This is a genomic window from Rhizobium sp. SRI_017 (assembly GCF_057586295.1).
The window spans coordinates 20,321-45,771 of sequence record NZ_JBYCZP010000011.1 but is presented as its reverse complement, the minus strand read 5'-3'; the positions used below and the strand labels follow the sequence as shown (position 1 = coordinate 45,771).

Genomic DNA, 25,451 nt, shown 5'->3' with positions numbered 1-25,451 from the left:
AACGCTCAGCCCTCGGCGTCGGGTTGGGACCAGCAAAAAGCTTTTGGCGGATCTCCCCCCTTGAGGGGCGGATGCCCGGCAGGGCAGAGGGGGGTATCGATGCTTGCTCCTAACCCTGACATCGCTCCCACCATCCTCCCCCAACGCGCCAAGGGCGTGGCCCGCCTCGCGACCAAGCTTGTCGCCAACCGCAGCCGTATCGACGTCTTCTACCAGGAAGGCTGCAGCAAGATCCGGATCCCCGAATCCTTCGATGGCGGCATGGAAGCCGTCCTTATCAATACCTCCGGCGGCCTCACCGGCGGCGACCGGATCGACTGGGAGGTGAATGCCGGCGCGGACACCAAGGTCACCGTCACCACCCAGGCCTGCGAGCGGATCTACAAATCCTCGGGTGGCGACGCGCATATCGCAGCGCGCCTGTCGGCCGGGCCGGGCGCGGTGCTGCATTGGCTGCCGCAGGAAACCATTCTGTTCGACCAGGGCGCTCTCTACCGCACACTCGATGCCGATCTCGCCGAGCATGCCGAACTGATCGCGCTCGAAGCCATCCTCCTTGGACGCAAGGCGATGGGCGAGACTGTGACCTACGGCAGCCTGCGCGACCGCTGGCGCATCCGCCGCAACGGCCGGCTGATCCACGCCGAAGACCTGCGTCTCACCGGCGAAATCGACCGCGTCATCCGTGGCCGCGCGACCCTCGCCGGCAATCTCGCCTTCGCCACGCTGCTCTATGTCGGCGCGCGCGCCGAGGCGGTCATGGCAAACCTGCACGCCCTGCTTGGCGAGAAGGTCGCTGGGTCGAGCCAATGGAAGGACAAGCTCGTCATCCGCATGGCGGCCGAAGATGGCTTTGCCCTGAGGAAAATACTGGTGCCGACCATTTCGCTCTTGCGAAACGGAGAGCCGCCGCCGAAAGTGTGGAACATCTGAACCGTCGGCGGCACCGTCATTTGCCGTATTGCCTCCGGCCCTTCAACCTCCTGATATGTCGCCTGATCGTCGCGGAGCCTTTGATGAACCTTTCACCTCGTGAAAAAGACAAGCTGTTGATTTCCATGGCCGCTATTGTGGCGCGCCGGCGCCTGGAGCGCGGCGTGAAGCTCAACTACCCCGAGGCGATCGCGCTGATCTCCGACTATGTTGTCGAGGGCGCGCGCGACGGCCGTTCGGTCGCCGATCTCATGGAAGCCGGCGCCCATGTCATCACCCGCGACCAGGTGATGGAGGGCATCGCCGAGATGATTCACGACGTGCAGGTGGAAGCGACTTTCCCCGACGGCACCAAGCTGGTGACCGTCCACGAACCGATCCGCTGAGGTGCGCCATGCTTGAACTCCGCCCCAATTGCGAATGCTGCGACAGGGATCTTCCGCCCGAGAGCCGGGATGCCGTGATCTGCACCTTCGAATGCACTTTCTGCACAGACTGCGCCGAGACAAAGCTCGGCGGCATCTGCCCCAATTGCGGCGGTGACCTCGTCCGACGCCCGATCCGCCCGGCCGGCAAGCTGGCCAAATATCCGGCCTCGACCAAACGTATCCTGAAGGCCGAGGGCTGCGGCCCTCTCAAAGCCGCTTAGAGGAGGAGAGGCCATATGAAACCCGGTGAAATCATTGCAGCACCAGGCGACATCGAACTCAATGCCGGCGCGCCGACCGTGACGATCGACGTCGCCAATACCGGCGATAGGCCGATCCAGGTCGGCTCGCATTATCATTTCTTCGAGACCAACAAGGGTCTCGATTTCGATCGTGACAAGGCACGCGGCATGCGCCTCGACATCCCCTCCGGCACAGCCGTCCGCTTCGAGCCCGGCCAGAAGCGCACGGTGCAACTCATCCCCTTGTCTGGCAAGCGTGAAGTCTACGGTTTCCGCCAACAGGTGATGGGCAAGCTTTGAAGTGGCGGCAAGGGAAGTCTCAATGAGAATTTTCACCCTCGCGACCGTATTCGCCCTCGCGTCATCCGGCATGGCTTTCGCTCAGGAAGACCCCCCACTCGACTGCGCCAACGCCATGTCGCAGGCAGATATGAACCAGTGCTCCTATATGGACTTCGAGAAGGCCGACAAGGAGCTGAACACCGTTTACAAGGATGCACTCAAGACCGCGGCAGAGGCGGATGTGCAGGCCGCGGATATGAATGAAGCCTATGTCGGCGCCGTCAAGTCGTTGAAGAAGGCACAACGCGCCTGGATCGACTATCGTGACGGCCATTGCGACGGCATGGGCTACGAGGCCGTGGGCGGCTCGATGCAAGGCATGCTCATCAGCGGCTGTCAGGCGCGGCTGACGGAGGCCCGCACCAAGGAACTGCGGGAACTGATTGAGGCGATGAGGGTCAATTGATGGAAGGCAGCACCATCCATTCAAGAAAGACGATCTGCCGCGCGATCTTGTTTTCCATCACGGCGCTCATGCTCATGGCAAGTGGCCCAGCCGTGGTCGTAGCCGCCACGCCGGAAGACAAATGCGCCGACCCTCAGGCGCAACAGGAGATGAACTACTGCGCCGCCCAGGAATTCTGGAAGCTCAATGGTGAACTGACCAAGGCTTACGAAGAGGCGCTGGCCTATGCCAAGAAGATGGACCAGAGTGCCCCGCGGCCGGAGGCCCCCGACCTCAAGACCGAAACCGAGGCGCTGACCACCGCCGAAACGGCGTGGCTGCAATACCGGGACGCTCATTGCGATGGCATGGGATACCTGGCCCGCGGCGGCACGCTCGAGCCACTGCTCGTCGGCAACTGCAAGATCGAGCTGACGAAGAACCGAATCAAGGAACTCAAGGATCTCATGACGAGCCTGGAGGACTGACGAGATGGCTCATGGCGTGCAGGCGGTTGCGAGATTGCCAATCGGGCCAACGCATCGACTTGTGCGCCCGGTTGGCGCGTTTGCCACTGGACTGATGCTCGCCTGGGCGCCTGCTGCCACGGCGCAGGACGCGCCTGCCGACGCCTGCAAGGATCCGGTGAGCCAGAATGAACTCACCGCCTGCGCCTGGCAGGAAGCCGACAAGGCCGATGCCGACATGGCCATCGCCCTTGCCAGGGCGATGAAGACAATGGAGGCGATCGACAAGGACGTGAGCGAGGCCCGCCCCAATCCGGCCGGTGGCGTCGAAGCGCTGGAATTGTCGCAGCAGGGCTGGCTGCAATATCGCGAGGGCCGCTGCTTCATCGAGGGCTTCGACGAGCGCGGCGGCTCGATGGAGCCGATGATGGTTGGCCATTGCCAGGAAAGGGTCACCCGCGACCGCATCGCTGAACTCAACAAGATCGCGGAATCGGAATAGAGATGGCGCGCAGCATCATGATCGTCGGCAATGGAGAAATCGGTGAAGGGCTCGCCGATATCATCGATGCCGCCGGCCTCGTGATGCGCTTCAACGATTGCCGTTCCGTCGGCGTCGGCGGTGGCAAAACCGATATCGTGGCGGTTTGCAACACGGGCCGGCCAGGTAAGGCAATGACGGAAGGGGCCAGTTGGGCCTGCAACAAATCCGTTTGGCTCGCCTCCTCGATCTGGTGCGTCCGCGACCCCGCGAAGTTCAGGTCCATGCGCCCCGACATCCTGCGTGACCATCCCGAACTCGACGATTTCTGCGACGACTGTACGGACGGTTTTGCTGACTACGCCCGACAGAACGGCAAGGACTTCCACATCATACCCGCCGCCACCCACGAAGCACTCGACCGCACCTTGGCAGCCCACGAGCCGGAGCCCTATGTCGTGCCTTCGACCGGCGCCGTGGCTGTCGCCGAATTTCTCGCCCACTACCGCAAGCCCGATGACGAAATCTTCCTTGCTGGATTCGGCCATCAGGGCTGGGACGGTCATCCTTGGGAAGCCGAGCGGAGATGGGTGGACGATCTGATACAGCGCGGCCAACTCGCCCGGCTTTCGATCAAATATTCAAGACACTACGTCCAAGGAGCCTGATCCCATGTCCTACAAGATGTCCCGCGCCGCCTATGCCTCGATGTTCGGCCCGACGACCGGCGACAAGGTGAGGCTGGCCGATACCGAGCTCTTCGTCGAGGTCGAGAAGGATTTTACGACCTATGGCGAGGAAGTGAAGTTCGGCGGCGGCAAGGTCATCCGTGACGGCATGGGCCAGAGCCAGGCAACGCGGGCGCAGGGCGCCGTCGATACCGTCATTACCAATGTGCTGATCATCGACCATTGGGGCATCGTCAAAGCCGATGTCGGCCTCAAGGATGGGCGAATTGTCGCGATCGGCAAGGCCGGCAATCCGGATACGCAACCTGGCGTCACCATCATCGTCGGCCCCTCGACCGAGGCGATTGCGGGCGAAGGCAAGATTCTGACCGCCGGCGGCATGGATGCGCATATCCACTACATCTGCCCGCAGCAGATCGAGGAAGCGCTGATGAGCGGCGTGACCTGCATGCTCGGCGGCGGCACCGGCCCGGCGCATGGCACGCTCGCCACCACCTGTACAGGTGCCTGGCATATCGAGCGTATGATCGAGAGCTTCGATGGCTTTCCGATGAACCTCGCGCTGGCAGGCAAGGGCAATGCTTCGCTGCCGGCACCGCTGGTGGAGATGGTGCTCGCGGGAGCATCGAGCCTGAAGCTTCATGAGGACTGGGGCACGACGCCGGCCGCGATCGACAACTGCCTGTCGGTGGCCGACGAATACGACATCCAGGTGATGATCCATACCGACACGCTCAATGAGAGCGGCTTCGTCGAGGACACGATCGACGCGATCAAGGGTCGGACGATCCACGCCTTTCACACGGAAGGCGCCGGCGGCGGCCACGCGCCTGACATCATCAAGGTCTGCGGGTCGCTCAATGTCATCCCCTCCTCGACCAACCCGACGCGGCCCTACACGGTCAACACTTTGGCCGAGCATCTCGACATGCTGATGGTCTGCCATCACTTGTCGCCGTCGATTCCCGAGGACATCGCCTTCGCCGAAAGCCGTATCCGCAAGGAGACGATCGCCGCGGAAGATATCCTCCACGACATGGGCGCGTTTTCAATCATCTCGTCGGACAGCCAGGCCATGGGTCGAGTCGGTGAAGTCGCGATCCGCACCTGGCAAACGGCGGACAAGATGAAGCGCCAGCGCGGCCGCCTGCCCGATGAGAAGGGCGACAACGACAATTTCCGCGTTCGCCGCTATATCGCCAAATATACGATCAACCCGGCGATCGCACAGGGGCTCAGCCACGAGATCGGCTCCGTCGAAGTCGGCAAACGCGCCGACCTCGTGCTCTGGTCGCCAGCCTTCTTCGGCGTCAAGCCGGAAATGGTGCTGTTGGGCGGCTCCATCGCGGCTGCGCCCATGGGCGACCCCAACGCCTCGATCCCAACGCCGCAGCCCATGCACTACCGTCCAATGTTCGCGGCCTATGGCAAGCTGCGCACCAACTCTTCGGTGACCTTTGTGTCGCAGGCTTCGCTGGACGGCGGGCTTGCCCAGCGCCTTGGCGTCGCCAAGAATCTGGTGGCGGTCAAGAACACCCGCGGCGGCATTTCGAAGAAGTCGATGATCCTCAACGACCTGACGCCACATGTCGAGGTCGATCCCGAGACCTACGAAGTCCGCGCCGACGGCGTGCTGCTGACCTGCGAGCCCGCGACTGTGCTGCCGATGGCGCAGCGGTATTTCCTGTTCTGAGTTGCAAAACTCTGCGATGCGACTATTTTCAAGAGACGATCCTTGGAACACAGCCTCGTATGGCCGACGATCCGACAAATATTGTGCTTGAACATCTGCGCGCGATGCGCGGAGATATGCACGAAATGAAAGATATGCTCCGCGAACACGGCCACCGCCTGACGCGCATCGAGATATCGATTGCCTCGTTGCGTCGCGACCAAGCGTCAGATGCGGAGGGGGTCGCGCATTTGGAAGCTCGCATCGATCGATTGACCAATGAGGTCAGCCGCATCAAGCAAAGGCTCGACATTATCGACTGAGATTCACCGAGGAGCCGTACTTGCATCGTCCTCGGCATTTGACGACCTCGGCCCGCTCTTGCTCGGCACATGTGGCGTCTTGTTCCAGAAGAACGGATTTCGATAGAGCTCGATCGCCGCTCTCCAGGCCGCCACCGACATCAGCATCCAGTATGCCGGCACCTGCAGCCATCGATTGCCCACTCGCTGCCGCTCGTTCCTTCCCATTGGCCGCCAGCCGAGCCGGATGAAAACCGTGTAGGCGGCAAGAATATTGAACCAGTCCAGCACGAACATCACGATTTCGAACGTCGTTGCGTGAGGCGCGAAGCCAAGGTTCCACATCGTCATCGCGATGAAGAGCAGAATCAGCGGGTGGCCGAGCGCCGAGACGAGCATGCCGGTCACGAGGATGTGGAACATCAGCGTGCCGCGCAGGCCGAGTTCTCGCGTCAGCAGAACCGGCTGGCGCATCAGCACGAGCCAGGTCTGCATCCAGCCCTTGAACCAGCGGGTTCGCTGACCCAGCCAGACCGAGTGTTCTGTTGGTGCATCCTCCAAGGTGTAGTGGGTCAGCGTCTCGACGCGGTAGCCAAAGCGATGAAGGCGCATGCCAAGATCCGCATCCTCGGTCACATTGTACGGATCCCAGGCACCGACGGCCCGAAGAGCGTCGATGCGGAAATGGTTGGATGTGCCACCGAGGGGCATCGGCTGGTGCCGGTTGCCGAGATAAGGCAAAAGCCGGCGGAACAGACCGGCATATTCGAGCGCAAACAGACCAGACAGCCAGCTGTCGCCGGCATTTGAGATGATCAGCGGCGCCTGCAGGCAGGCGACGTCCTCCGGCGCGTCGCGAAAACGCCCATAGGCCTCGCGCAACTGCTGCCGCTCCGGCCTGTCCTCGGCGTCATAGATGACGACGAACCGACCCCGGGCGCCGGCCAGGCCATAATTGAGTGCCTTGGGTTTCGTCCGCGGTGCTCTATCAGGCACCTCGACGATTTCGAACTGCGGCGGAAGATTCAGTCCCTGAAGCGCATCGATCGTCTCACGATCGTCTGCCTCGCAAATCAGCTTGATGTCGAGACGGGAAGTGGGCCAGTCGAGCCGCATCAATGTATTGCTGAGCTGCTGCACCATTTCCTTCTCACGGTAGAGCGCCACGAGAACGGTGTAGACTGGCAGCTGCTGATCGTCGGCAATCGGTGCCAGCGATTTCGACGGCTGCGATCGACCAAGTGCCAGGCCGCGCAGAAGAATCAGGATACAGAACGCAGCGGACAGACAGATGTGCACCGCGTCGAGGGTCTCGAAAGGAAAGAGCAGGAAACAGCAGAGAAACGCCATCAACAAGGATCCGGCGAGGAACCCCTGACCTCCGGTCAGAACAGACCGCGCACTCAGACGCGGCTGATCGTCGAACAGGCTGTCGGCCGCCACATCGACCCGCCGGCGCTCGCCCGCCTTCCACACCGCGCGTCTCAACGCCGAAGGCGTTGTCACCGCCATGATCGATGCCAGCGTGTCGGAATTCCGGATACGCTGCACCCACCTCGCGATGTCGCGCGCCTCTGGCACCACCAGCGTCAAGGCGGAACTATCGGGTGGTGTCACCCGAAGAACGCCCGGCTTGACGAGTTGGCTGTCGAGTGTCGTGCTGTCGTTGACATCGACCGGCTCGATGCTCTCGACAAAACGCACGCCGAGCACCCGCGCCAATGCGCCATAGTAGGCGGCTTCCTGAACATGCCCGCAAGCCAGCAGTTCCGCTTCGATCGTCGTTCCGTTGCTTGCCGCCCGCGCCTTCATCGCCGCAACCAGCGGCTTGGAAAAGCCGAGCCGCAGGAGAAATCTCTCTTCCTCGTTTCCCTGTTCAGCTATAAGTCTTGAAGGCGACGCCGGATCGCCTTCAATCCGGACGGGCCGGGAAGGAGCAATCCCTTGTGTTGAGCGGTCGTGTCCCCACCGGTCCAGCATGGAAATCGCACAATAAGAAACGTTCGAAACTGGCTAAACTTCTAATGATAATACAGAAGCTCATGGTTGTGTCACGTTGTTTTTTCGCGCTTGCGCTTATGTACCTTTCATTGCTGTCGAGCCCGCACGGCGCGTCGGCACAAACGGCCAATACTGTCGAGCTTCCGTTGATGTTCGACCCGCGTGAACGCTTGCAGAGACCTGACCTGGCTTCAGTGCCTCGCATCCGCTTTCTTACCACGGTCGACTTTCCGCCACTCAACTTTATCGATCAGTCCAACAAGCTTTCCGGGTTTCATGTCGACCTTGCACGCGAGATCTGCCGCGAACTCAATGTTCTCGAGCGCTGCCAGATCGAAGCGCTGCCCTACAAGGACCTGATGACGGCGTTGGAGAAGGATCAGGGCGATGTGATTGCGGCCGGTCTTCGAGTCACCCCGGATCTCCGGGAGAAAGCAAGCCTGTCGCGGCCCTTCATGCAATTGCCGGCGCGCTTCGTGACGGTGGTCGGCCAGACGAAGTTGACCGAGCCTTCCGCCCTTCAGCCGGGCGAGGCCGGTGTCGTGGCGGGGACGGCGCATGAAGCCATACTGACGAACTTTTTCCCTGGCTTCAAGCCGAAGGCATATCCGAAACGCGAAGACCTGTTGGCGGCCCTCAAGAAGGGCGAGGTCAAGGCCGCTTTCGGCGATGGCCTGCAACTCGCCTTCTGGCTGGAATCGACCGAAGCCGCTGGCTGCTGCCGCTTCCTTGGCGGTCCCTACTATTCGCGCGCCATTCTCGGTGATGGGTTGACGCTCGTCACCCGCAAGGATGCGCCGCTGATCGCCCAGGGCATGGATGCGGCACTTCTCGCGCTGTCGAGAAGTGGACGATTGAACCAGATCTATCTTCGTTATTTCCCGCACGGACTTTAGGGCCGAGGTTCCGCTTTTACGCATTGCCCCGGACGCCCTCGCGGAGTCATGATCCCGCCAACTGGAAAGAGAATGCCATGCCCTACCGCTCAACCCGAGTCGTCAAACCCGGTACAGTCAGCACGAAGCCGATCGACGTCGTCGTTCTCACCCATGACGGCCGCCACTTGCGCCGCAAGCTGCTGCATATGGCGCATGATGACGTCGTGATGCTCGACCTCAAGGAACCGATTGTGCTGGAGCATGGCGATCTCCTCGAACTCGAAAATGATGCCGGTCATGTCGAGGTGATTGCCGCCGAGGAGCCGCTGCTGGAAATTCGACCCCGAGACATCGTCCACCAGATCGAACTTGCCTGGCATCTCGGCAACCGCCATCTCGCGGCGCAGATCGAGGAAAAGCGCATCCTCATCGAGCGCGACCATGTCATCAAATCCATGCTCGAAGGTCTGGGCGCCACGGTGACCGAAGTGACGGAACCCTTCCAGCCGGTGCATGGCGCCTATCATAGCCACGGCTCGCATGGCCAGCATGACCACCATGGCCATGATCATCACGACCACCATGACCACTGACAACCTATCGCTGCTTCGGCTCCTGACATGGCTCTCGCCCGCCTTTCCGGTAGGCGGATTCGCCTATTCGGCTGGGCTCGAAGCCGCGGTGCGGGAAGGGCATATCAACGATGCAGCAGAACTCGGAGAATGGCTGGAGAGCGCGATCAACCGTGGGCAGTTCCACAATGACGCAGTGCTGCTTGCTGAGGCTTGGAATGCCTATGGCGATGCCGGGCGGCTAACAGAGGTCGCAGACCTCGCCCGCGCACTGGCCGGCTCAGCCGAGCGCTATCTCGAAGCGACCGCGCAGGGCGATGCCTTCCTCGAGGCCGCACGGCCCTGGTCGCCTGATGCGGCTGGCGCGGTGGCTCAAGATACACCTTACGCCGTGGCCGTCGGCGCTGTCGCGGCTGCAAATGGTATTGGCCTGCAGGACACGCTCGTCGCCTGGCTGCATGCCTTTAGCTCGCAGACCGTATCGGCCGCAATCCGGCTGAGCGTGCTGGGGCAGCGCGATGCCATGGCGCTCCTCGCCGGACTCGAACCGACAATTCTGGAGGCTGCACGTATGGCGACCACCTCGACCCTCGAAGACCTCGGCAGCTCCACCGTCATCGCCGACATCATGTCGGCGCGCCACGAACAGCTGCATTCCCGCCTCTTCCGATCCTGATAGCGCAAGACCCAAGGACAAAGCCATGACATCACGCAACGGACCTCTTCGCATCGGCATCGGCGGCCCCGTCGGATCGGGCAAGACCGCGTTGACAGAGAAGCTCTGCAAGGCCATGCGCGAACGCTACTCGGTCGCCGTGGTGACCAACGATATCTACACCAAGGAAGACGCCGAGGCGCTGGTACGGATGCAGGCTCTGACGTCCGACCGTATCGTCGGCGTCGAGACGGGTGGCTGCCCGCATACCGCGATCCGCGAAGACGCCTCGATCAATCTCGCGGCCATTGCCGATCTCAATCGCAGATTCCCGGATCTCGACATCGTCTTCATTGAATCGGGCGGTGACAACCTCGCAGCGACCTTCTCGCCTGATCTCGCGGACTTGACGATCTACGTCATATCGGTCTGCCAGGGCGAAGAAATCCCGCGCAAGGGCGGCCCAGCCATCACCAAGTCGGATCTGCTTGTCATCAACAAGAAGGACCTCGCGCCCTATGTCGGCGCCGATATCGATGTCATGGAACGGGATGCGACGCGCATGCGCGCCGGAAAGCGCTTTCTCTTCACGGATATGAAGCGCGGCGATGGCGTCGCCGAGATCGTCGATTATCTTACCAATTATGGGGGACTGGAACAGGCCGCCTGATCGCGCGGCCTATTCGTGCCAATCGTCATGGAGGATACTCTGCATGAGTTCCTCCTTCTTGCGCGCTGAAAGCGGCGTATAGGTCGGATCGACCCGTTTCACCAGCTTTTTCAACCGCTTCGGCGTACGCAATTTGAACGTTTCCTGAGAAAGCCCGCTGAGGCCGGAACCGGATGCGACCGCCGAGACCAGGAACAGACCGGAATTCAATGCACTCATTGCGGCCTCCTTTTTCGAGCCAAGTTCGCAATCATAATGTTCTGAAGTTAATACGGTTCCAATCGACCGGTTATTCTCCAGGTAACAGCCTCTTTCAATGAAATGGGTTTGGGATCGCGGCATTTCCAAGACGAACGGCCAGAATCGACCTTCATCTCACTTCACATATCAGTGATAGGGAAACGAAATTTCATGAAGAGGAAGACGAGCGCGCCGAAAAACAGGCTTCCGGATGCCACTTCGAGTGAAAGCGCGAAACCCGCATCTGATGACACCGCACGCGCCAGGATGGCGGAGACAAGCGGCGGCCCGGCGATCTGGCCAATGCCGTAGGCAGCCGTCATCAGTCCCATGAACGCCGTGGGTTCGTTCGGTCGCAAACGCCGCACTTCCTGCATGGCGAAGAGTGTGATCGTGGTGAATGGCAGGCCGAGCAAGATGCTGCCCACGACGAAGCCGGCGATCGTCGGCACCAGGAGCGACGAGAGGATACCGAGGCACTGCAACACATAGCAGATCGCTAGCAAAGTGCGGCGATCGACCGAGGCGGAAATCATTCGGGTCAACAGTGCGCCGATCGCCACGGCGATGCCGAACAGCGGCCAGAACAGATCCACCCAGCCAGAACCGGGTAGCGCGGCCCGGGCGATAACCGGCAGGAAGGTTGCCGTTATGATGTAACCGAAGCCGGCAAGGCCATAGGCTAGGGTCAGGAGAATTTCCTCGGGCGTCCAACCCTTTCTTGCGTGATGCGCGGCACTCTCGGAACGAGCAGGTTGCAAAGAAGCGGTCGGAGCAGGCGCGAAGATTGGCCAGATGGCAATGCTCAGCGCCAGCGCCGCCAGACCCAATACGGTCCAACCGAGCATCCAGTTGGCGCCGGCATTCGTCATGGCGAAGGCGCCGAGACCGGATAGCGCGATGCCGATGCCCGGGCCGGCATAAATCACGCCGCTCATATGCCCCTGCTGCAGTGCCGCCAATCGCCCCAGGCACCAGCCGGACGTATAGACGAATGCCACCGCACTTATGACACCAGAGGCGAACCGCCAGACGGGCCAAAGCGCCGCGGCGTGGTAGGCCATGGCCAAGGTCAGCAGGGCGGTCATGACCAACGAGAAGCGCACGAGCCGGGCATTGTCGGGCATCGACCGGCCAAAGCGTCGCAGGAAGCCCGGCAGCGTCATGCAGAGGATGGCACCAGCCAGGTAGCCGAGATAGTTCGCCGTCGCGAGCGTGCTGCCACCATGCAGATCGACGACGCCATCATGCAGCATCATCGGCAAGAGCGGCGTGAAGGCGAAACGGCCGATGCCCATGGCGACCGAGAGCGACAGCGCCCCGGCCAGCGCAACCACCAGCGCCTCAGTTGATTTGTTTGTGGATGCTGCAGCCATATCAAGCGTCATCGGATATTCCTTCTGCTGATCATATCGGCTGGGCGCAGCGTCAAACAAACTGAATAAAGTCATACCTGCCATCAATTCTGATGATGTGTCGGTGGCTGCGACATAGGGTGGCGCGACGCGGCGTTGCGATATCGTTGGCGTTCTGGTCATCTCTCGGGCGATGGGAGGTCATCATGCCGCATGATGAAGACGACAACCCCGGCGACTATTCCTCGCCGGCTTGCATGCTGCACGAGATCGATCCGGCCTATGCCGGGCTTGCGCCGCCTGCCCCGCCGGAGGGCGTACCGGCATGGCGCAAGGCGCGCCGCGAAGAACTGATCGCCGCCCGGCTCGCCATCCCGGCAGAAACCCGCACTGCCTGTTCCCAAGCCATTGCCGATGCGCTCGACAGTGAACTCGACGACATCGCCGGCAAGGCGATCAGCCTCTATTGGCCTTTCCGCGGAGAACCGGATCTGCGCCCTTGGATCGAGCGTGCTACGGCCCGTGGCGCGACTTGCCTCCTTCCCATCGTGGTTGAAAAGGGCAAGCCGTTGATCTTCAAGTCGTGGAAACAGGGCGAGAAGCTCGACCGGGGAATCTGGAACATCCCGATCCCAGCGGCGGGTGTCGAAATGCTGCCCGACATCGTCATCTCGCCATTGGTCGGCTTCGACCCGCAACTCTACCGGCTCGGTTATGGCGGCGGCTTCTTCGATCGCACACTCGCCGCCCATCCAGGTAAGCCGCTGGTGATCGGCGTCGGCTATTCGAGCCAGCACATTCCCACTATTCATCCCCAGCCGCATGACATACCCATGACCCGGATCATCACGGAGAAGGGGCTGTGGCACTGACACTTTCAGCGGAAGACCGCGCACGCCTCAAAGGCGAGGCGGGACCTGCCCAGGCATTCGCCTTCGAAATCCTCCATGCCTTCGCGGGGTCAGTCGGCGCAGAAGGATTCGTCGACATCGCCGGCAGCCATATCGACGGCTGTCTCTATCACGGCCAGGTCAGCCTCGATTTCGTCGAGCGGCTGGTCTCGCTCAGCGGCAAGGTCGCGGTGCCGACGACGCTCAATGTCGGCTCGGTCGACCTCATCCACCCCGAAATCATGCTCATGCCACAGGCCGAGCAACAGCCGCTGGCCCGGTTGATGCGGGCGCATGAAGAACTCGGCTGCATGCCGAGCTTCACCTGCGCGCCCTACCAGACCATGTTCCGGCCGCGCTTCGGCGAGCAGATCGCCTGGGGCGAATCAAACGCCATCGTCTTCGCCAATTCGGTGATCGGCGCCCGCACCAACCGCTACGGCGATTTCATCGACCTGTGTTGCGCCATCACCGGCCGCGCGCCGGCCTATGGACTGCATCTCGATGCGAACCGTCGCGGGCGTATCCTCTTTCGGCTCGAAGGTTTTGGTGATGGCCAGTTCGAACTGGACCAGCTCTATGTCGCCATCGGTCTGATCATCGGGCTCAAATCCGGTGATCGCGTCCCGGTTATCGAAGGCCTCCCAACTCCACGCGACGAGGACCAGTTGAAAGCGCTCGGCGCGGCCTCGGCCTCGTCCGGCGCCGTCGGCCTGTTCCATGCTGTCGGTATCACGCCGGAAGCGCCGACGTTGAAGGATGCATTCCACGGCTATGCGCCGGAAGAGACGATCGTTGTCACGCCGGCCGATATCCGGGACACGCTCGCCCATCTCTCGACGTCATCAGACGGCACACCGATCACGGCCGTCTGTCTTGGCACGCCGCATTTTTCCCGCGCTGAATGGGAGCGGCTTGTGCCGCTGATCCGCGCGGCCGAACCACGCGCCGGCATCCCGATTTATGTGAACACTGGCCGCGAGGTGCATGACAGCCTCCTCCGCGACGGCCTGCTCAATGGGCTAGACGCTTATGGGCTCAAGGTCGTCACCGATACCTGCACCTACCTGACCGCCATCCTCGAACGGCTGGACGGCACGGTCATGACCAATTCCGGGAAGTGGGCGCATTACGCTCCTTCCAATATCGGCGTGCAGGTCGGCTTCGGCTCGATGGAGGATTGCGTCGCCTCGGCGGTCCTAGGCCGCATCGTGAGGCCGGGCCGATGAAGGGTGTCTTTCATGTCCGCGGCGCAGCGTCCGGTCCGGCTCTGAGGCTGCCGACACCGCTCAGTTTTTGGGGTGGCGTCGAGGCTGAGACGGGGAAGATCATCGACCATTCGCAACCGCATTTCGGCGCGACGCTTCAAGGCCACGTGCTTGTCATGCCCTCCGGCCGCGGCTCGTCCTCGGCTTCCTCAGTGCTCGCCGAGACCCTCCGCAACGGCAACGGTCCGATCGCCATCGTCATGGAACGGCCGGACCCGATCGTGACGGCAGGCGCCATGGTGGCGCGCTCGCTCTATGGCATCGTCTGCCCGGTCGTCGTAGCGCCGATCGACGCGATCGCGCATGGCCAGATGGTTGCGATCAGCATTGCGGGCAAAGACGCCGAAATCACCCTCAGCTGATCTTCGGCCAGGTGTCCGACAGCTTGTACCCACCCGGCCAGGGATCGGCCGGATCAAGCATCAGCTGCGACGTGCCGGTGATCCAGGCCCGTCCGGAGATCGAGGGGATGATCGCCTTTTGGCCGGCGACCGTTGTCTCCCGCACCACCGTCCCGGTGAAGCGGGAACCGATGATCGAGACACCGGTCAGTGTCTCACTCTCCTTCAGCAGGCCCCGTGCGTTGAGAATCGCCATCCGCGCCGAAATCGCCGTACCGGTCGGCGATCGGTCGATCTTGCCGGGCTGGATCGCCACCGCCGAGCGCGACACCAGCTTGCCGTCCTCGCGATAGAGCGGCCCGGCGAAGGCGCAGAAGGAAATGTGGTCCCAACCCGTGTTTTCCGGATGCGAGAAGCCAAGCTGCTCATTCGCCGCCTTGGTGATGCGGATACCGGTTTCAGCCAGTTGCCGTGCCTCGTCCGCGACGAGCTTGAAGCCGAGCCTCTCGGCATCAACCACGACAAAACTGTCGCCACCATAAGCCGTATCGACTGTGAGCTTACCAAGCCCCGGAACTTCGATGATAGCATCGAGCTTCGCGGCGAAGCTCGGCACGTTGGTAACGGTAACGCGCTCGGCCTTGCCGTTTCTGCACTCCGCCACAACCTCGACAAGCCCGGCAGGCGCCTCCAGCACAACACGTGTCACCGGCTCGGTCATCGGCAGGATGCCGCTGTCGAGCAATACTGTCGCAACGCAGATCGAATTGGAGCCCGACATCGGCGGCGTGTCCTCGGGCTCCATGATGATCCAGCCCATCTGCGCCTTGGGGTTCTTGGGCGGCACCAACAGGTTCACATGGCGGAAGACGCCACCACGCGGTTCGTTGAGCACGAAATTTCTCAGCGTCTGGTCGCGGGCGATGAAGCGGCTCTGCTCCCAGATCGTATCACCCGGTGGCGGCGCGACCCCGCCAACGATCACGTCGCCCACCTCCCCTTCCGCATGGCAGGTGACGACATGGATGACCTTGGAAGAGCGCATGATTTCAACCCTGATATGACAATATCGTGATCCATAGCACGCCGGCGCCGTCCCGAAAGAGGCCAAGTCTTGCCCCATAGGCCGACTTGCCGCAAAGTCGAGTTTAAGGACAGGAGCCGGGGCATGTTTCTACGATCCGCCATTCTTGCCGTCTCGCTGCTGGTATCGCCCGCGGCCCTGGCGCAGGCGGCCGATACCGCTTCGATCACATCAGCGCTGGAAGAGGCGGAGGCGCTCAAACCGCTCCGGACGGTGGTCGTCGCTCATCATGGCAAGATCATCGCCGAGCATGGATATCGCGGCTATACCTCGAAGGACCCGACCAGCATCATGTCGGCCTCCAAGTCGATCATTTCGGCGCTGGTGGGTATCGCCATAGACAAGGGCATCTTGGAAGGCACGGACCAGAAGATCATTACCGTGCTTGCCCTCGATATGCCTGACAATGCCGATCCGCGCCTGTCCGAGATCACGATCGGCAACCTGCTTTCGATGCAGTCGGGGCTGCGTTCTATTTCCGGCGAACACTATGGCGCCTGGACGGAAAGCAGGAATTGGGTTCGCTCCGTGCTTTCCCAACCCTTCGAAGACAGTCCCGGCGGCGGGATGATCTATTCGACCGGTTCCAGCCACCTGCTCTCGGCAATCCTGACCAAGAAGACCGGCCGCTCGACACGATCGCTCGCGTCTGAATGGCTTGGCCCACTTGAAGACTTCCGCATCGCCTCCTGGGATCGCGACCCGCAGGGCATCTATGTCGGCGGCAACCTGATGTCGATGAGCCCACGCTCGCTGCTCGCCTTTGGCGAACTCTATCGCAAAGGCGGCGTCACGCCCTCAGGCAAGCGGCTGATCTCAAAGGAATGGATCGACGAGTCGTGGAAGCCGCGCACGAATTCGCGCTTCACCGGTGACGAATACGGCTATGGCTGGTTCACGCGAGAGATCGGCGGCGAGCAGATACGCTACGGCTGGGGTTATGGAGGGCAGATGCTCTACATCGTGCCGCGTCTGGAACTCACGGTGGTGATGACATCGGACGAGACGTCGAACTCCGCCCGCACCGGCCATCGCGACGCGTTGCATGCACTTCTGTCCGAGATCATCGCCGCCACAAAGGCGATGCAAGCGACGAATCCGAAGGCCGACACCAACTAGCTCGGTCGGGGTGATGCACCGGAAGGTTCCTTCCGGCGCGCCTTGGGCAAAATATCTCAGCGATCAGTTGATCTCGTCGAGATCAAATGTGCGCGGCTCGCCATCGAAGGCCACCAGCACCGCAGCATTTTCCTCGCGCTTGAGGAGTTGCAGGATCGCGTCTTCGCTCGGATTGCCGGGTGCCTCATCCATGGATTCGAAGAATTCGCCGACGGTCATCTGGTCACTCGGCTGGAATTTCAGCGTCTCGCCCGTGCGCCCGCCAACCAGCATGATGAAGCGGAACTGGATGTCGTCATGCTCGTCTCCAACGATGACGGCGATGTCGTCATCGTTCTCTCCATACAACAGGACTCCGATCGGTTCGATCATGACGTTTTCACCTTTCTGATTCGTGGGCGGCCGGATGCCGCGCCTCATTTGGCCTCAAAGCACATAACTGGCGACTTTGCAAAATCTGTGAACGTCAGCCGCCAGGGCGGAACGGATGCGGCGACCGAGCGTTCTGGCGGCACCATAGAGAGGACGATCGCCATGGCTCAACCACATCAGGACATGCCCAACCACGCCAGCACACCCGAAGAAGAGGCCTCGACACTTGCCGGAGAAGGGGTCGACGCGGCGGAGGCAGCAACCGCAGACAACAGTGCCGAGATCGCTGCTATCGGCGCGGAGATCGAACAGATCAAGGAGTCGGTTTCCCATATTGCGGAGGCGACATCGCATTATGTCAAACGTCGCCTTGCCGAAAATTCGACCGATTTGATCGCACAGAATCCCGTCAAGGCAGCGCTTTGGGCGGCTTTTGCGGGCTTTCTCATTGGGCGACTAAGCCGTTGAAATAACTGAATTCTTCCTCCGGGCTTCATTGCCCGGATGCGGCGGGAGGTCGCACGAAGAGGCCCGTGCCATGGAATGACCTCGTTTCCCGCCTATTTGAACGGAACCAAAAGCACCAGGCGTTATCAGGGGCTTTGGGGTTTCCCCGATGGGACAAGTCGAAGGAGTAACAATAAATGATCAGGACAATCCTCGTTTCCGCTCTGCTGGCGGGTACGGCCACCACCACGATGGCGGCCGATCTTGTGGAGCCTGTTCCCGCGGCACCTGAGACCGTGATGGAAGAGACGCAGGTCTATTCCTGGGACGGTGCCTATCTCGGCATCTTTGGCGGTGCCAATTGGCTGCGCAGCGACCTCGACGACGGTACGCTCACCCGCAACGGCACCACGACCGGCGGCACGGTCGGCAAGTTTGTCGGCTGGAACAAGCAGCTCGACAACAACATCGTCTTCGGTCTGGAAGGCGATCTGAAATACGAATGGAACGAAAAGAAATACAGCGGCATCGAGACGGGTACCGACTGGGGTGGCAGCGCGCGTGTTCGCGTCGGTTACGCCTTTGACAATGCCCTCATCTACGGCACAGGTGGCTGGGCCGCGGCGAATGCCTTCGTCGATCCGGCCGGCAATAACAACACCAAGGAAAAGTTGATCAACGGCTGGACCGTCGGCGCCGGCGTCGACTACAAGTTTACCGACAATATCTTTGCCCGTGCCGAATACCGCTTCAACGATTTCGGCAAGCAGAACTTCTCGGGCACGAAGGCCGATTTCCAGCAGCACAATGCTATCATCGGCATCGGCTACAAATTCTGATCCCGCTTGATTTTCAAGTACTTGAGGGCGCCGTTCACGGCGCCCTTTTTGTTGGAACCTTCCTTTGCCCTCGCGCATTCAATGTACGACCCGCGGCGGACAGGTCCCGGGGAAGAGGAGTGATCCATGGAAAACTTCAAACCCCGGGACCAGCATGTTGGCCCGTCTACGCCTCATCTCGGGCAGTCGCACCTCGAAAAAGACGAGGTCGAGAATGCGGCCAAGGCGATCGATCAAGGCCCGTCATTCGGTACGCCGGGTGATCCGCCCAGCGCCGATCCCGAGAGCATCGATGAGATCAAGAAGGCCTACGAGGACCTCGACAGCGAGGACAACGTCCCGCGTTCCGGCTGAACGGCTTCTGCCAGGGACGCGATGACCTCTTCATCCGTCAATTGCCCGAAATCGCGATAATGATCGCCGACGGCACGGAAGTCGCCGAGCGCCTTCAGGCAGATCAAGCTGTCGACTTCGCTTTTGAGCGTCACCACCACCTCAGCCGGCGCGACCGGCACGGCGAGCGTCACCGAAGCCACGCCCATTCCGCGCAGACCTTTGAGCGCCGCCCGGACGGTACTGCCCGTGGCGATGCCGTCATCGACGACGATGACATTGCGGTCCTTCAACGCAATGGATTTGCGATCTGCGAGATAGAGTTCGCGGCGCTTGGCGATGACGCCGATCTGGCGTTGCGTTTCCGCTTCGATGTAGGCGTCACTCGCCCCCGCATATCGACGAGCGTCTTCATCGATGACGCGCTGCGGCGGCGGCCCTTCGATTACCGCGCCAATGCCATACTCGCTGTTGCCGGGCGCTCCGATCTTGCGCACCAGCAGCAGATCGAGTGGCGCCCGCAGGCGCCGCGCTATTTCGAGGCCGAGCGGCACGCCGCCGCGCGGCAAAGCGAGGACGACCGGATCACGCGGAATCTCGCGGACCAGCGCTTCCGCAAGCTGCCGGCCGGCATCGATCCTGTCGGTGAACTGCTTAACTTCGCCCAATGACATGGGCGTATCTCCCGATGGGGATGGTGGACCGCAAAAGTCCCTAGGCGTTCAGCTGCGTGACGATTGGGCCGGGCCTATTCCGTTATCGACGGCTGATGCGCTTGGCCAGGGCAATCGGCTGCGGCAAGGTGCCGAAAGCGAGGACTGCGATGAAGGCGAGAACGAGCAGGTGCGACATATGAAATCCCTCCGTTGGCAGATGTGTATGCCGTTGGTGTTTCATTCGCACGTCGCGCCCGATCTCGGATGTTTCATAGGTGACAGCTTAACGCTACCGGAGCAGCCGCTTTCGATTGGCGACCACTTTTCGTTGATAATGCGCAATAGCGCTCCGCCCGATCGACTCGGCCGACCTGCCGCCGGCGAGCCCGAACAGGCCGTCGACAGTAACGAAAGAAGCCGCCTGCAGCTTCTCGACCGTCATCAGATGCGCTTCGGACATCGCTTTCGTGCCGCCCGCGGCGAGTGTCATCATCCGAAGGCCGACGACCATGGACGACTCGCAGCCGAGCCGGAAGAGATCGAAATAGATCGAGGTGAACGGATGTCTCATGAGGCAGTCCCCTTACTTTAGCTCGCTCCCACGCAGTGAACGCGCGCAACCAGCTCAACGTTCCAGCCAATCGAGAATACCCCACGCGGCGGCCCTTCCGGTCGCAAAACAGGCCGTCAGCAGATAGCCGCCCGTCGGCGCCTCCCAGTCGAGCATCTCGCCTGCGGCGAACATTCCTGGAAGAGCATTGAGCATGTAGTGCTCATCGACGCCTTCGAAGCTGATACCGCCCGCCGAGGAAATCGCTTCGGCGATAGGCCTCGGCCGGATGACGGGAATTGCCAGATGCTTGATGTGCTGTGCGAGTTCGGCCGGACTGCCGGTGCTCGAACCTGGAGCCAGTTCGCGGAGCAGTGCGACTTTCACACCTTCAAGGCCAGCACCTTTGCGCAGCCGGGTCGAAAAACTGGCCTTCCGATCCTGCTTGGCAAGGTCGGCCGTCAGACGCTCGATGCTGCGCCCTGGCGCGAGATCAATTATGAGTTCGGCATGGCCGTCCCGCTCGAGTCCTTCGCGTAGGCTCGCCGCATGATGATAAACCAGGCTGCCTTCGATGCCGTGCGCGCTCACCACGAACTCGCCTGGGAACGTCCCCGCCAACGACGTCGCCGTAACGCCTTTGAGAGGTGCGCCCGCAAAACCATCGCGCATGACGTGGCTCCAGGCGACATCGAAGCCGCAGTTCGCCGGTCGGAAAGGTTCGATCTTCACGCCCTTTTCCGCCAGCCAGTCGGTCCAGACCGCATCCGACCCCAGCCGCGGCCAGCTCGCACCACCAAGGGCAAACAGGGTGGCCGCCGGCTGAATGCGCTTCACACCTTCGGGTCCCTCAATGCATAGCGCGTCGCCGTCGAAGCCCGTCCAGCGATGTCGTGTGAGCACCTCGACCCTGATTTCGTCGAGATACCGCAACCAGGAACGCAGAAGAGGCGAAGCCTTCATCGATCGCGGAAATACCCGCTGTGACGAGCCGACGAAGGTCTCCGTGCCAAGCCCAGCCGCCCAAGCCCGCACATCCCCAGGCGTGAAGGCATCCAGCGCTGCCCGCAGCCGCGCCGAGGCATCGCCGAAACGCATGCGGAAGCGGTGATAGTCCTCGGCATGCGTAATATTCAGCCCGGACTTCCCAGCGAGCAGGAACTTGCGGCCGACAGTCGGCATCGCTTCACAGACCGTGACTTTGCACCCGGCCGCGCCGAGCACCTCCGCCGCCATCAGGCCAGCCGGGCCACCTCCGATGATCGCAACGTCCTTGCCTGCCATGACCTGTCCACGGTGATTTTTCCTGTCATGGACCAGCGGGCATTGGCTGGCAAGCGAGCGATGAATTCAGAGCCTGGCACAGGCGTGGCGAAAGCTTGCACCGTTGGCGGCTACGACAGAGATCGGCGCCGCTAGCCCTGGGCCGGCGCGGATGGCAGCGGCGCGCCGCCGCGATGATACTGTCCGGCAAAGAGATGGACAGACCCGACGCGGGCAGGACGCGTTGCCGGAAGGTCGGCTTCGTCACCAGCACTGACGCCACGAATGACGTCAACGGGAATGCCCTCGCGCCGGAGATCCGCAATCCCCTCACGCGCGGTGATGGAAGCGGCAGGATCGCCCGCGACCAGCCGCACGACCCGCTTGCCCGCGATTGCCAGATCGACCGCCATCGTGGCGACATTGCCGCGCCTGCCTGCGGACGCCCCGTTCACGGAGACACGTCGGGCTTCGCGCCGGGCGAGTTCCAGCACTTCCGTCGGCACCGCGTCATCAAACAGAATGACATCGGCGGCCTGTAGCGCACGAACGGCCTTCAATGTCAGAAGTTCTGCATCGCCCGGCCCTGCACCGACGACGCTGACTCGGCCCGTTGTCTTCCGGTCCGAGGACTGGTTCGCCGTCTTCAGCAGCTTCTCGGCCTGCATCGTATCGGCCGAACCGTCAAAGGCGAGATCCGCAAACCGCTCCCAGAACTGGCGCCGCGCCGGCACCGTTTCGAGCATCTTGTTCACCCGGCCGCGCATTGCCTGGGCCAGTTCCGCCCACAGCTTCAACTGCCGGGGCAGCAAGGCTTCGATCTTGCGACGGACGGTTTGCGCCAGGATCGGCGCCGCGCCATCCGTGGAGATACCGATCACCAGCGGCGAGCGGTTGACGATGCTGCCGAACTTGAACTGGCAGAATTCCGGCTGGTCGATGACGTTGACCGGTACACCGGCCTCCCGGGCACGATCATGGAAAGCTCGAGCCTCCTCCGGTGCGCAATCGCCGATGGCCAGCGCGAAGTGCCTGAAATAGGCTGCCTCCCAGCCGCAGTCGTGATGGACCACATCGGCGCGCGCAGCAAAGACGCGGATCGCATCGGAGGCCTCTTCCAGGCGGGCGAAGAGATGGACTTCGGCGCCGCATGACGCCAGCAGCTCCGCCTTCCAGGCTGCGCCATCGCTCTCGCCGGCCACCAGCACCGGCTTGCCCTTGAGATCGAAAAAGACCGGCAGCGTCGCGAGTTCGCCGATCCGTGCTGCGCCGCTATTCCGCGGCTGCCCTGAGACATCCATCGATGATCCTCCTGATTTCGGCGCGGCAGGAGCCGCAATTCGTGCCGGCCGAGGTTTGACGGCCAACAGATTCGACATCGTGGCAGCCACCGCGGATTGCGGTGACGATCTGGTTGACGCCAATGGAATTGCACGAGCAAACGGTCGCACCGGGATCCACCCGATCCGCACCGGGGCGCCCCGCCACCAGCGCAAGACGCTGCCGGCGATCCTGGTGACTCGTGGCGAGCTGCGCGACTGCCCAGTTGCGCGCAACGCCGACGGGCTGCTTGGCGAGGAAGAGCGCGGCCCACAGCCTTTCACCATCAAAGAATGCAAGGCGAAGGTCACCGCTCTGTCGATCGGCGTAACCGAGCGGCTCGATATGCTCGGGTATCGCAAAAGCGGTCCGGCACCACGCCACCCAGTCCTCGGGCGCCACGCCGAAGGCAAGCTCGACGCGCCAGCCGTCCTGGGCCTTGGCACGAGCCCAATAGGCAGCATCGGGTGCACCGGAGCATTCGGCCGCGACAGCAAAGCCGTAATAATCGGCACGATAGGGACGGACCGCCACGGCAACATTCTTCGATGCCGGCTGGCCGGAATGCGGATCGGTGATCGGCGCCACCAGCGCGTCGATCCGCGCCTTGGCCGCAAACTGGTCGTTCCAATGCATGGGAACAAAGACATTCCCGACCGCCTGCCGGTCCGTCACAAGCGCCCGGACGATCACCCGGCCATGCGGACTCTCGATCTCCACCAATGCAGCGCTTTCAATGCCGAGTTCGGCCGCGTCCTTCGGATGCAGCTCTGCAAAGGGCTCGGCGATATGCGACGAGAGCCGCGCGCTCCGGCCGGTCCGCGTCATCGTATGCCACTGGTCGCGGATGCGGCCGGTGTTGAGCGTCAGCGGATAACGCGCGTCGCGCCGCTCCGTTTCGGGCAGATCGAGGGTGATAAAACGCGCCTTACCATCAGGATGGTAGAAACGACCCGAGGCGAAAAAGCGACTCGTCCTGGGCGCCGTGGCAGCCGGTTGCGGCCATTGGAAAGGCGCGAGCGCATCATATGCCGCGTCGTCGATCTCCACATGGGCACCGATATCGAAGTCCCGTCCACCCTCGTTCTCAAAGGCCGAGAGCGCGGCGTGCTCGGCGAAAATCTGGGCAGATGACTGGTAGTCGAAGGCGGCAGCAAATCCCATGCGCCGGCCGACTTCAGTCATCTGCCACCAGTCCGGCATCGCGTCCTCCACGCGCGCCAGGAAGGATCGTTGGCGCGAGATACGCCGTTCCGAATTGGTGACCGTTCCATCCTTCTCGCCCCAGCCGAGCGACGGCAGCAGCACATCGGCGTGCCGCGCAGTATCGGTCGTGGCGAACATGTCGGAGACGACAACGAAGGGGCATGCCTTGATCGCGGCTTCGACGGCATCGGCATCCGGCATCGAAACGACGGGATTGGTTGCCATGATCCAGAGCGCCTTGATCCGCCCATCGGCCACGGCGTTGAACATATCGACTGCCTTCAGGCCGGGCTTCGTCGCGATCGCCGGCGATTGCCAGAAGCGCTGCACCCGATCGCGATGTTCCGGATTCTCGATCGCCATATGGGCGGCGAGCATGTTGGCGAGCCCGCCGACCTCGCGGCCGCCCATGGCATTGGGCTGGCCGGTCAGCGAAAACGGCCCTATGCCGGGCCGGCCGATGCGACCAGTGGCGAGATGACAGTTGATGATCGCATTGACCTTGTCGGTGCCCGACGATGACTGGTTGACGCCCTGGCTGTAGCAGGTGACGACGCGCTCGGTTGTCTCGAACATCTGAAAGAAGCGACGAAGATGCATCGCCGGCAGGCCGGTCCGCTCCATCAACTCGTCGAAGCTGAGCTGCATCGCTGCATTGAAGGCATCGCAGAAGCCGGTCGTATGTTCGGCCACAAAGGCTTCATCAATCGCCGGCGTCTTGGCGAGATGAGCGAGCAGGCCGGTGAAGAGCGCCACGTCGCCATCGGGCCGGATCGCAAGATGCAGGTCGGCGATATCGGAGGTCATCGTCCGGCGGGGATCGATAACCACGACCTTCAACCCGGGCCGCGCGGCTTTGGCGGCGGCTAGGCGCTGATAAAGGACCGGATGGCACCAAGCCATGTTCGAGCCGGTGAGGATCACCAGGTCGGCGAGTTCAAGATCCTCATAGGTCCCAGGCACCGTGTCCGAGCCGAAGGCACGGCGATGGCCGGCGACCGAGGAGGACATGCAGAGCCGTGAATTCGTATCGATATTGCCCGAGCCGATGAAGCCTTTCATCAGCTTGTTGGCGACGTAGTAGTCCTCGGTCAGCAACTGGCCGGAGACATAGAAGGCAACTGAATCCGGGCCGTGCTCACGTACGGTTTCCGAGAATTTCGACGCCACGAGATCGAGCGCCGTGTCCCAATCAGTCCGGTCCCCGCCGATCTCGGGATGCAGCAGCCGGCCATCAAGGTCGATCGTTTCGGCCAGTGCAGAACCCTTCGAGCACAGCCGTCCGAAATTGGCGGGATGGTCAGGATCTCCCTTGACCGAGACCTTTCCCGCCTCATCGGTCATGGCGATCACGCCGCAGCCGACACCGCAATAGGGACAGGTGGTCTTGACCTCATGCGGCATCGGGGTATCTCGCATGCGTCAGCGTATGAGAGTTTGGCTTACCCCCC

Annotated in this window: 31 protein-coding genes; 21 read left to right on the top strand and 10 right to left on the bottom strand. The window is 62.0% G+C overall.

The annotated features are described in order from the left end of the window. Positions 1-99: 99 nt before the first annotated feature. From AC2YI2_RS22335 to AC2YI2_RS22290, 10 genes are all read left to right on the top strand, one after another. Positions 100-933, top strand: coding sequence for an urease accessory protein UreD (locus tag AC2YI2_RS22335; RefSeq protein WP_487388705.1), 834 nt, complete (start codon positions 100-102; stop codon positions 931-933). A gap of 83 nt (positions 934-1,016) precedes the next feature. Continuing rightward, a complete protein-coding gene (locus AC2YI2_RS22330; protein WP_487388704.1) occupies positions 1,017-1,319 on the top strand; it encodes an urease subunit gamma in 303 nt (100 codons plus the stop codon). A gap of 8 nt (positions 1,320-1,327) precedes the next feature. Continuing rightward, positions 1,328-1,582, top strand: coding sequence for a DUF1272 domain-containing protein (locus tag AC2YI2_RS22325; protein ID WP_487388703.1), 255 nt, complete (start codon positions 1,328-1,330; stop codon positions 1,580-1,582). Between the two features lie 15 nt (positions 1,583-1,597). Continuing rightward, complete coding sequence (locus AC2YI2_RS22320; protein WP_487388702.1) at positions 1,598-1,903, top strand: urease subunit beta; 306 nt, start codon at positions 1,598-1,600, stop codon at positions 1,901-1,903. 22 nt (positions 1,904-1,925) lie between these two features. After that, complete coding sequence (locus AC2YI2_RS22315; RefSeq protein WP_487388701.1) at positions 1,926-2,351, top strand: lysozyme inhibitor LprI family protein; 426 nt, start codon at positions 1,926-1,928, stop codon at positions 2,349-2,351. Continuing rightward, positions 2,351-2,818 carry a lysozyme inhibitor LprI family protein gene (locus AC2YI2_RS22310; protein WP_487388700.1) on the top strand — a complete coding sequence of 156 codons (468 nt, stop codon included), beginning with the start codon at positions 2,351-2,353 and terminating at the stop codon, positions 2,816-2,818. The genes AC2YI2_RS22315 and AC2YI2_RS22310 overlap by 1 nt, the downstream gene beginning before the upstream one ends. Before the next feature lie 4 nt (positions 2,819-2,822). Continuing rightward, a complete protein-coding gene (locus tag AC2YI2_RS22305) occupies positions 2,823-3,299 on the top strand; it encodes a lysozyme inhibitor LprI family protein (RefSeq protein ID WP_487388699.1) in 477 nt (158 codons plus the stop codon). Between the two features lie 2 nt (positions 3,300-3,301). After that, positions 3,302-3,946: a Urease operon accessory protein gene (locus AC2YI2_RS22300; protein WP_487388698.1), complete on the top strand. Its 645-nt coding sequence runs from the start codon at positions 3,302-3,304 to the stop codon at positions 3,944-3,946. Between the two features lie 4 nt (positions 3,947-3,950). Beyond that, positions 3,951-5,660, top strand: coding sequence for an urease subunit alpha (gene ureC, locus AC2YI2_RS22295; RefSeq protein ID WP_487388697.1), 1,710 nt, complete (start codon positions 3,951-3,953; stop codon positions 5,658-5,660). A 59-nt stretch (positions 5,661-5,719) separates the two neighbouring features. Continuing rightward, positions 5,720-5,962, top strand: a complete 243-nt coding sequence (locus tag AC2YI2_RS22290; protein ID WP_487388696.1) for a hypothetical protein — start codon at positions 5,720-5,722, stop codon at positions 5,960-5,962. 3 nt (positions 5,963-5,965) lie between these two features. Here the strand turns inward: AC2YI2_RS22290 and AC2YI2_RS22285 are convergent, their stop codons facing one another. Next, positions 5,966-7,753 (bottom strand): glycosyltransferase family 2 protein, encoded by a 1,788-nt coding sequence (locus tag AC2YI2_RS22285; RefSeq protein ID WP_487388695.1) that lies wholly within the window; start codon positions 7,751-7,753, stop codon positions 5,966-5,968. Between the two features lie 212 nt (positions 7,754-7,965). Here AC2YI2_RS22285 and AC2YI2_RS22280 point away from each other — a divergent pair, with 212 nt between their 5' ends. From AC2YI2_RS22280 to ureG, 4 genes are all read left to right on the top strand, one after another. After that, positions 7,966-8,838 carry a transporter substrate-binding domain-containing protein gene (locus tag AC2YI2_RS22280; RefSeq protein ID WP_487388877.1) on the top strand — a complete coding sequence of 291 codons (873 nt, stop codon included), beginning with the start codon at positions 7,966-7,968 and terminating at the stop codon, positions 8,836-8,838. Between the two features lie 77 nt (positions 8,839-8,915). Continuing rightward, complete coding sequence (ureE, locus tag AC2YI2_RS22275; protein WP_487388694.1) at positions 8,916-9,413, top strand: urease accessory protein UreE; 498 nt, start codon at positions 8,916-8,918, stop codon at positions 9,411-9,413. Beyond that, positions 9,379-10,068 (top strand): urease accessory protein UreF, encoded by a 690-nt coding sequence (locus AC2YI2_RS22270; RefSeq protein WP_487388693.1) that lies wholly within the window; start codon positions 9,379-9,381, stop codon positions 10,066-10,068. The genes ureE and AC2YI2_RS22270 overlap by 35 nt, the downstream gene beginning before the upstream one ends. Before the next feature lie 25 nt (positions 10,069-10,093). After that, positions 10,094-10,717, top strand: coding sequence for an urease accessory protein UreG (ureG, locus tag AC2YI2_RS22265; RefSeq protein WP_487388692.1), 624 nt, complete (start codon positions 10,094-10,096; stop codon positions 10,715-10,717). Between the two features lie 9 nt (positions 10,718-10,726). Here the strand turns inward: ureG and AC2YI2_RS22260 are convergent, their stop codons facing one another. Then, the gene (locus AC2YI2_RS22260; protein WP_487388691.1) at positions 10,727-10,936 is read right to left on the bottom strand and encodes a hypothetical protein; all 210 of its coding nucleotides are present in this window, start codon (positions 10,934-10,936) and stop codon (positions 10,727-10,729) included. A gap of 161 nt (positions 10,937-11,097) precedes the next feature. Further along, complete coding sequence (locus AC2YI2_RS22255; protein ID WP_487388690.1) at positions 11,098-12,345, bottom strand: YbfB/YjiJ family MFS transporter; 1,248 nt, start codon at positions 12,343-12,345, stop codon at positions 11,098-11,100. A 173-nt stretch (positions 12,346-12,518) separates the two neighbouring features. Between AC2YI2_RS22255 and AC2YI2_RS22250 the strand changes: the two genes are divergently transcribed. Genes AC2YI2_RS22250 through AC2YI2_RS22240 form a run of 3 tightly spaced genes read left to right on the top strand, consistent with a single transcriptional unit; the run spans position 12,519 to position 14,832 of the window. Then, the gene (locus AC2YI2_RS22250; RefSeq protein ID WP_487388689.1) at positions 12,519-13,184 is read left to right on the top strand and encodes a 5-formyltetrahydrofolate cyclo-ligase; all 666 of its coding nucleotides are present in this window, start codon (positions 12,519-12,521) and stop codon (positions 13,182-13,184) included. Beyond that, positions 13,175-14,431, top strand: coding sequence for an aconitase X (locus AC2YI2_RS22245; protein ID WP_487388688.1), 1,257 nt, complete (start codon positions 13,175-13,177; stop codon positions 14,429-14,431). The genes AC2YI2_RS22250 and AC2YI2_RS22245 overlap by 10 nt, the downstream gene beginning before the upstream one ends. Next, positions 14,428-14,832 (top strand): aconitase X swivel domain-containing protein, encoded by a 405-nt coding sequence (locus AC2YI2_RS22240; protein WP_487388687.1) that lies wholly within the window; start codon positions 14,428-14,430, stop codon positions 14,830-14,832. Before AC2YI2_RS22245 ends, AC2YI2_RS22240 begins: the two co-directional genes overlap by 4 nt. On the opposite strand, the gene AC2YI2_RS22235 is transcribed toward AC2YI2_RS22240, so the two are convergent. Then, complete coding sequence (locus AC2YI2_RS22235; RefSeq protein WP_487388686.1) at positions 14,825-15,856, bottom strand: trans-3-hydroxy-L-proline dehydratase; 1,032 nt, start codon at positions 15,854-15,856, stop codon at positions 14,825-14,827. The two genes, AC2YI2_RS22240 and AC2YI2_RS22235, sit on opposite strands and share 8 nt — an antisense overlap. Before the next feature lie 123 nt (positions 15,857-15,979). Here AC2YI2_RS22235 and AC2YI2_RS22230 point away from each other — a divergent pair, with 123 nt between their 5' ends. Beyond that, on the top strand, positions 15,980-17,014 hold the full coding sequence (locus AC2YI2_RS22230) for a serine hydrolase domain-containing protein (RefSeq protein WP_487388685.1): 1,035 nt from the start codon (positions 15,980-15,982) through the stop codon (positions 17,012-17,014). Positions 17,015-17,077: 63 nt separating this feature from the next. Here the strand turns inward: AC2YI2_RS22230 and AC2YI2_RS22225 are convergent, their stop codons facing one another. Beyond that, a complete protein-coding gene (locus AC2YI2_RS22225; RefSeq protein WP_487388684.1) occupies positions 17,078-17,386 on the bottom strand; it encodes a hypothetical protein in 309 nt (102 codons plus the stop codon). Between the two features lie 87 nt (positions 17,387-17,473). On the opposite strand from AC2YI2_RS22225, the gene AC2YI2_RS22220 reads away from it, so the two are divergent. The 3 genes from AC2YI2_RS22220 to AC2YI2_RS22210 all read left to right on the top strand — a co-directional run bounded on the left by AC2YI2_RS22220 (position 17,474) and on the right by AC2YI2_RS22210 (position 19,026). Continuing rightward, a complete protein-coding gene (locus AC2YI2_RS22220; protein WP_487388683.1) occupies positions 17,474-17,854 on the top strand; it encodes a hypothetical protein in 381 nt (126 codons plus the stop codon). 176 nt (positions 17,855-18,030) lie between these two features. Beyond that, positions 18,031-18,672 (top strand): outer membrane protein, encoded by a 642-nt coding sequence (locus tag AC2YI2_RS22215; protein WP_487388682.1) that lies wholly within the window; start codon positions 18,031-18,033, stop codon positions 18,670-18,672. 126 nt (positions 18,673-18,798) lie between these two features. Further along, on the top strand, positions 18,799-19,026 hold the full coding sequence (locus tag AC2YI2_RS22210; protein WP_487388681.1) for a hypothetical protein: 228 nt from the start codon (positions 18,799-18,801) through the stop codon (positions 19,024-19,026). On the opposite strand, the gene AC2YI2_RS22205 is transcribed toward AC2YI2_RS22210, so the two are convergent. From AC2YI2_RS22205 to AC2YI2_RS22185, 5 genes are all read right to left on the bottom strand, one after another. Further along, positions 18,981-19,679 (bottom strand): phosphoribosyltransferase, encoded by a 699-nt coding sequence (locus tag AC2YI2_RS22205; protein WP_487388680.1) that lies wholly within the window; start codon positions 19,677-19,679, stop codon positions 18,981-18,983. The genes AC2YI2_RS22210 and AC2YI2_RS22205 overlap by 46 nt on opposite strands. A gap of 271 nt (positions 19,680-19,950) precedes the next feature. Then, complete coding sequence (locus tag AC2YI2_RS22200) at positions 19,951-20,232, bottom strand: hypothetical protein (RefSeq protein ID WP_487388679.1); 282 nt, start codon at positions 20,230-20,232, stop codon at positions 19,951-19,953. Between the two features lie 54 nt (positions 20,233-20,286). Further along, positions 20,287-21,495 carry a TIGR03862 family flavoprotein gene (locus AC2YI2_RS22195; RefSeq protein ID WP_487388678.1) on the bottom strand — a complete coding sequence of 403 codons (1,209 nt, stop codon included), beginning with the start codon at positions 21,493-21,495 and terminating at the stop codon, positions 20,287-20,289. A gap of 131 nt (positions 21,496-21,626) precedes the next feature. Continuing rightward, the gene (locus tag AC2YI2_RS22190) at positions 21,627-22,775 is read right to left on the bottom strand and encodes a siroheme synthase family protein (protein WP_487388677.1); all 1,149 of its coding nucleotides are present in this window, start codon (positions 22,773-22,775) and stop codon (positions 21,627-21,629) included. Further along, positions 22,747-25,404, bottom strand: coding sequence for a nitrate reductase (locus tag AC2YI2_RS22185; RefSeq protein WP_487388676.1), 2,658 nt, complete (start codon positions 25,402-25,404; stop codon positions 22,747-22,749). The genes AC2YI2_RS22190 and AC2YI2_RS22185 overlap by 29 nt, the downstream gene beginning before the upstream one ends. Positions 25,405-25,451: the final 47 nt, after the last annotated feature.

Excerpts from the sequence above, each read along its gene's own strand:
- AC2YI2_RS22285 (WP_487388695.1), bottom strand. The coding sequence starts at position 7,753 with ATGAAGGCGCGGGCGGCAAGCAACGGAACGACGATCGAAGCGGAACTG.
- AC2YI2_RS22255 (WP_487388690.1), bottom strand. The coding sequence starts at position 12,345 with ATGACGCTTGATATGGCTGCAGCATCCACAAACAAATCAACTGAGGCG.
- AC2YI2_RS22190 (WP_487388677.1), bottom strand. The coding sequence starts at position 22,775 with ATGGATGTCTCAGGGCAGCCGCGGAATAGCGGCGCAGCACGGATCGGC.
- AC2YI2_RS22315 (WP_487388701.1), top strand. The coding sequence starts at position 1,926 with ATGAGAATTTTCACCCTCGCGACCGTATTCGCCCTCGCGTCATCCGGC.
- AC2YI2_RS22280 (WP_487388877.1), top strand. The coding sequence starts at position 7,966 with ATGATAATACAGAAGCTCATGGTTGTGTCACGTTGTTTTTTCGCGCTT.
- AC2YI2_RS22250 (WP_487388689.1), top strand. The coding sequence starts at position 12,519 with ATGCCGCATGATGAAGACGACAACCCCGGCGACTATTCCTCGCCGGCT.
- AC2YI2_RS22230 (WP_487388685.1), top strand. The coding sequence starts at position 15,980 with ATGTTTCTACGATCCGCCATTCTTGCCGTCTCGCTGCTGGTATCGCCC.
- ureE (WP_487388694.1), top strand. The coding sequence starts at position 8,916 with ATGCCCTACCGCTCAACCCGAGTCGTCAAACCCGGTACAGTCAGCACG.
- AC2YI2_RS22260 (WP_487388691.1), bottom strand. The coding sequence starts at position 10,936 with ATGAGTGCATTGAATTCCGGTCTGTTCCTGGTCTCGGCGGTCGCATCC.
- AC2YI2_RS22185 (WP_487388676.1), bottom strand. The coding sequence starts at position 25,404 with ATGCCGCATGAGGTCAAGACCACCTGTCCCTATTGCGGTGTCGGCTGC.
- AC2YI2_RS22325 (WP_487388703.1), top strand. The coding sequence starts at position 1,328 with ATGCTTGAACTCCGCCCCAATTGCGAATGCTGCGACAGGGATCTTCCG.
- AC2YI2_RS22205 (WP_487388680.1), bottom strand. The coding sequence starts at position 19,679 with ATGTCATTGGGCGAAGTTAAGCAGTTCACCGACAGGATCGATGCCGGC.
- AC2YI2_RS22215 (WP_487388682.1), top strand. The coding sequence starts at position 18,031 with ATGATCAGGACAATCCTCGTTTCCGCTCTGCTGGCGGGTACGGCCACC.
- AC2YI2_RS22310 (WP_487388700.1), top strand. The coding sequence starts at position 2,351 with ATGGAAGGCAGCACCATCCATTCAAGAAAGACGATCTGCCGCGCGATC.
- AC2YI2_RS22235 (WP_487388686.1), bottom strand. The coding sequence starts at position 15,856 with ATGCGCTCTTCCAAGGTCATCCATGTCGTCACCTGCCATGCGGAAGGG.
- ureG (WP_487388692.1), top strand. The coding sequence starts at position 10,094 with ATGACATCACGCAACGGACCTCTTCGCATCGGCATCGGCGGCCCCGTC.
- AC2YI2_RS22290 (WP_487388696.1), top strand. The coding sequence starts at position 5,720 with ATGGCCGACGATCCGACAAATATTGTGCTTGAACATCTGCGCGCGATG.
- AC2YI2_RS22225 (WP_487388684.1), bottom strand. The coding sequence starts at position 17,386 with ATGATCGAACCGATCGGAGTCCTGTTGTATGGAGAGAACGATGACGAC.
- AC2YI2_RS22240 (WP_487388687.1), top strand. The coding sequence starts at position 14,428 with ATGAAGGGTGTCTTTCATGTCCGCGGCGCAGCGTCCGGTCCGGCTCTG.
- AC2YI2_RS22195 (WP_487388678.1), bottom strand. The coding sequence starts at position 21,495 with ATGGCAGGCAAGGACGTTGCGATCATCGGAGGTGGCCCGGCTGGCCTG.
- AC2YI2_RS22330 (WP_487388704.1), top strand. The coding sequence starts at position 1,017 with ATGAACCTTTCACCTCGTGAAAAAGACAAGCTGTTGATTTCCATGGCC.
- AC2YI2_RS22270 (WP_487388693.1), top strand. The coding sequence starts at position 9,379 with ATGGCCATGATCATCACGACCACCATGACCACTGACAACCTATCGCTG.
- AC2YI2_RS22305 (WP_487388699.1), top strand. The coding sequence starts at position 2,823 with ATGGCTCATGGCGTGCAGGCGGTTGCGAGATTGCCAATCGGGCCAACG.
- AC2YI2_RS22200 (WP_487388679.1), bottom strand. The coding sequence starts at position 20,232 with ATGAGACATCCGTTCACCTCGATCTATTTCGATCTCTTCCGGCTCGGC.
- ureC (WP_487388697.1), top strand. The coding sequence starts at position 3,951 with ATGTCCTACAAGATGTCCCGCGCCGCCTATGCCTCGATGTTCGGCCCG.
- AC2YI2_RS22210 (WP_487388681.1), top strand. The coding sequence starts at position 18,799 with ATGGAAAACTTCAAACCCCGGGACCAGCATGTTGGCCCGTCTACGCCT.
- AC2YI2_RS22335 (WP_487388705.1), top strand. The coding sequence starts at position 100 with ATGCTTGCTCCTAACCCTGACATCGCTCCCACCATCCTCCCCCAACGC.
- AC2YI2_RS22320 (WP_487388702.1), top strand. The coding sequence starts at position 1,598 with ATGAAACCCGGTGAAATCATTGCAGCACCAGGCGACATCGAACTCAAT.
- AC2YI2_RS22300 (WP_487388698.1), top strand. The coding sequence starts at position 3,302 with ATGGCGCGCAGCATCATGATCGTCGGCAATGGAGAAATCGGTGAAGGG.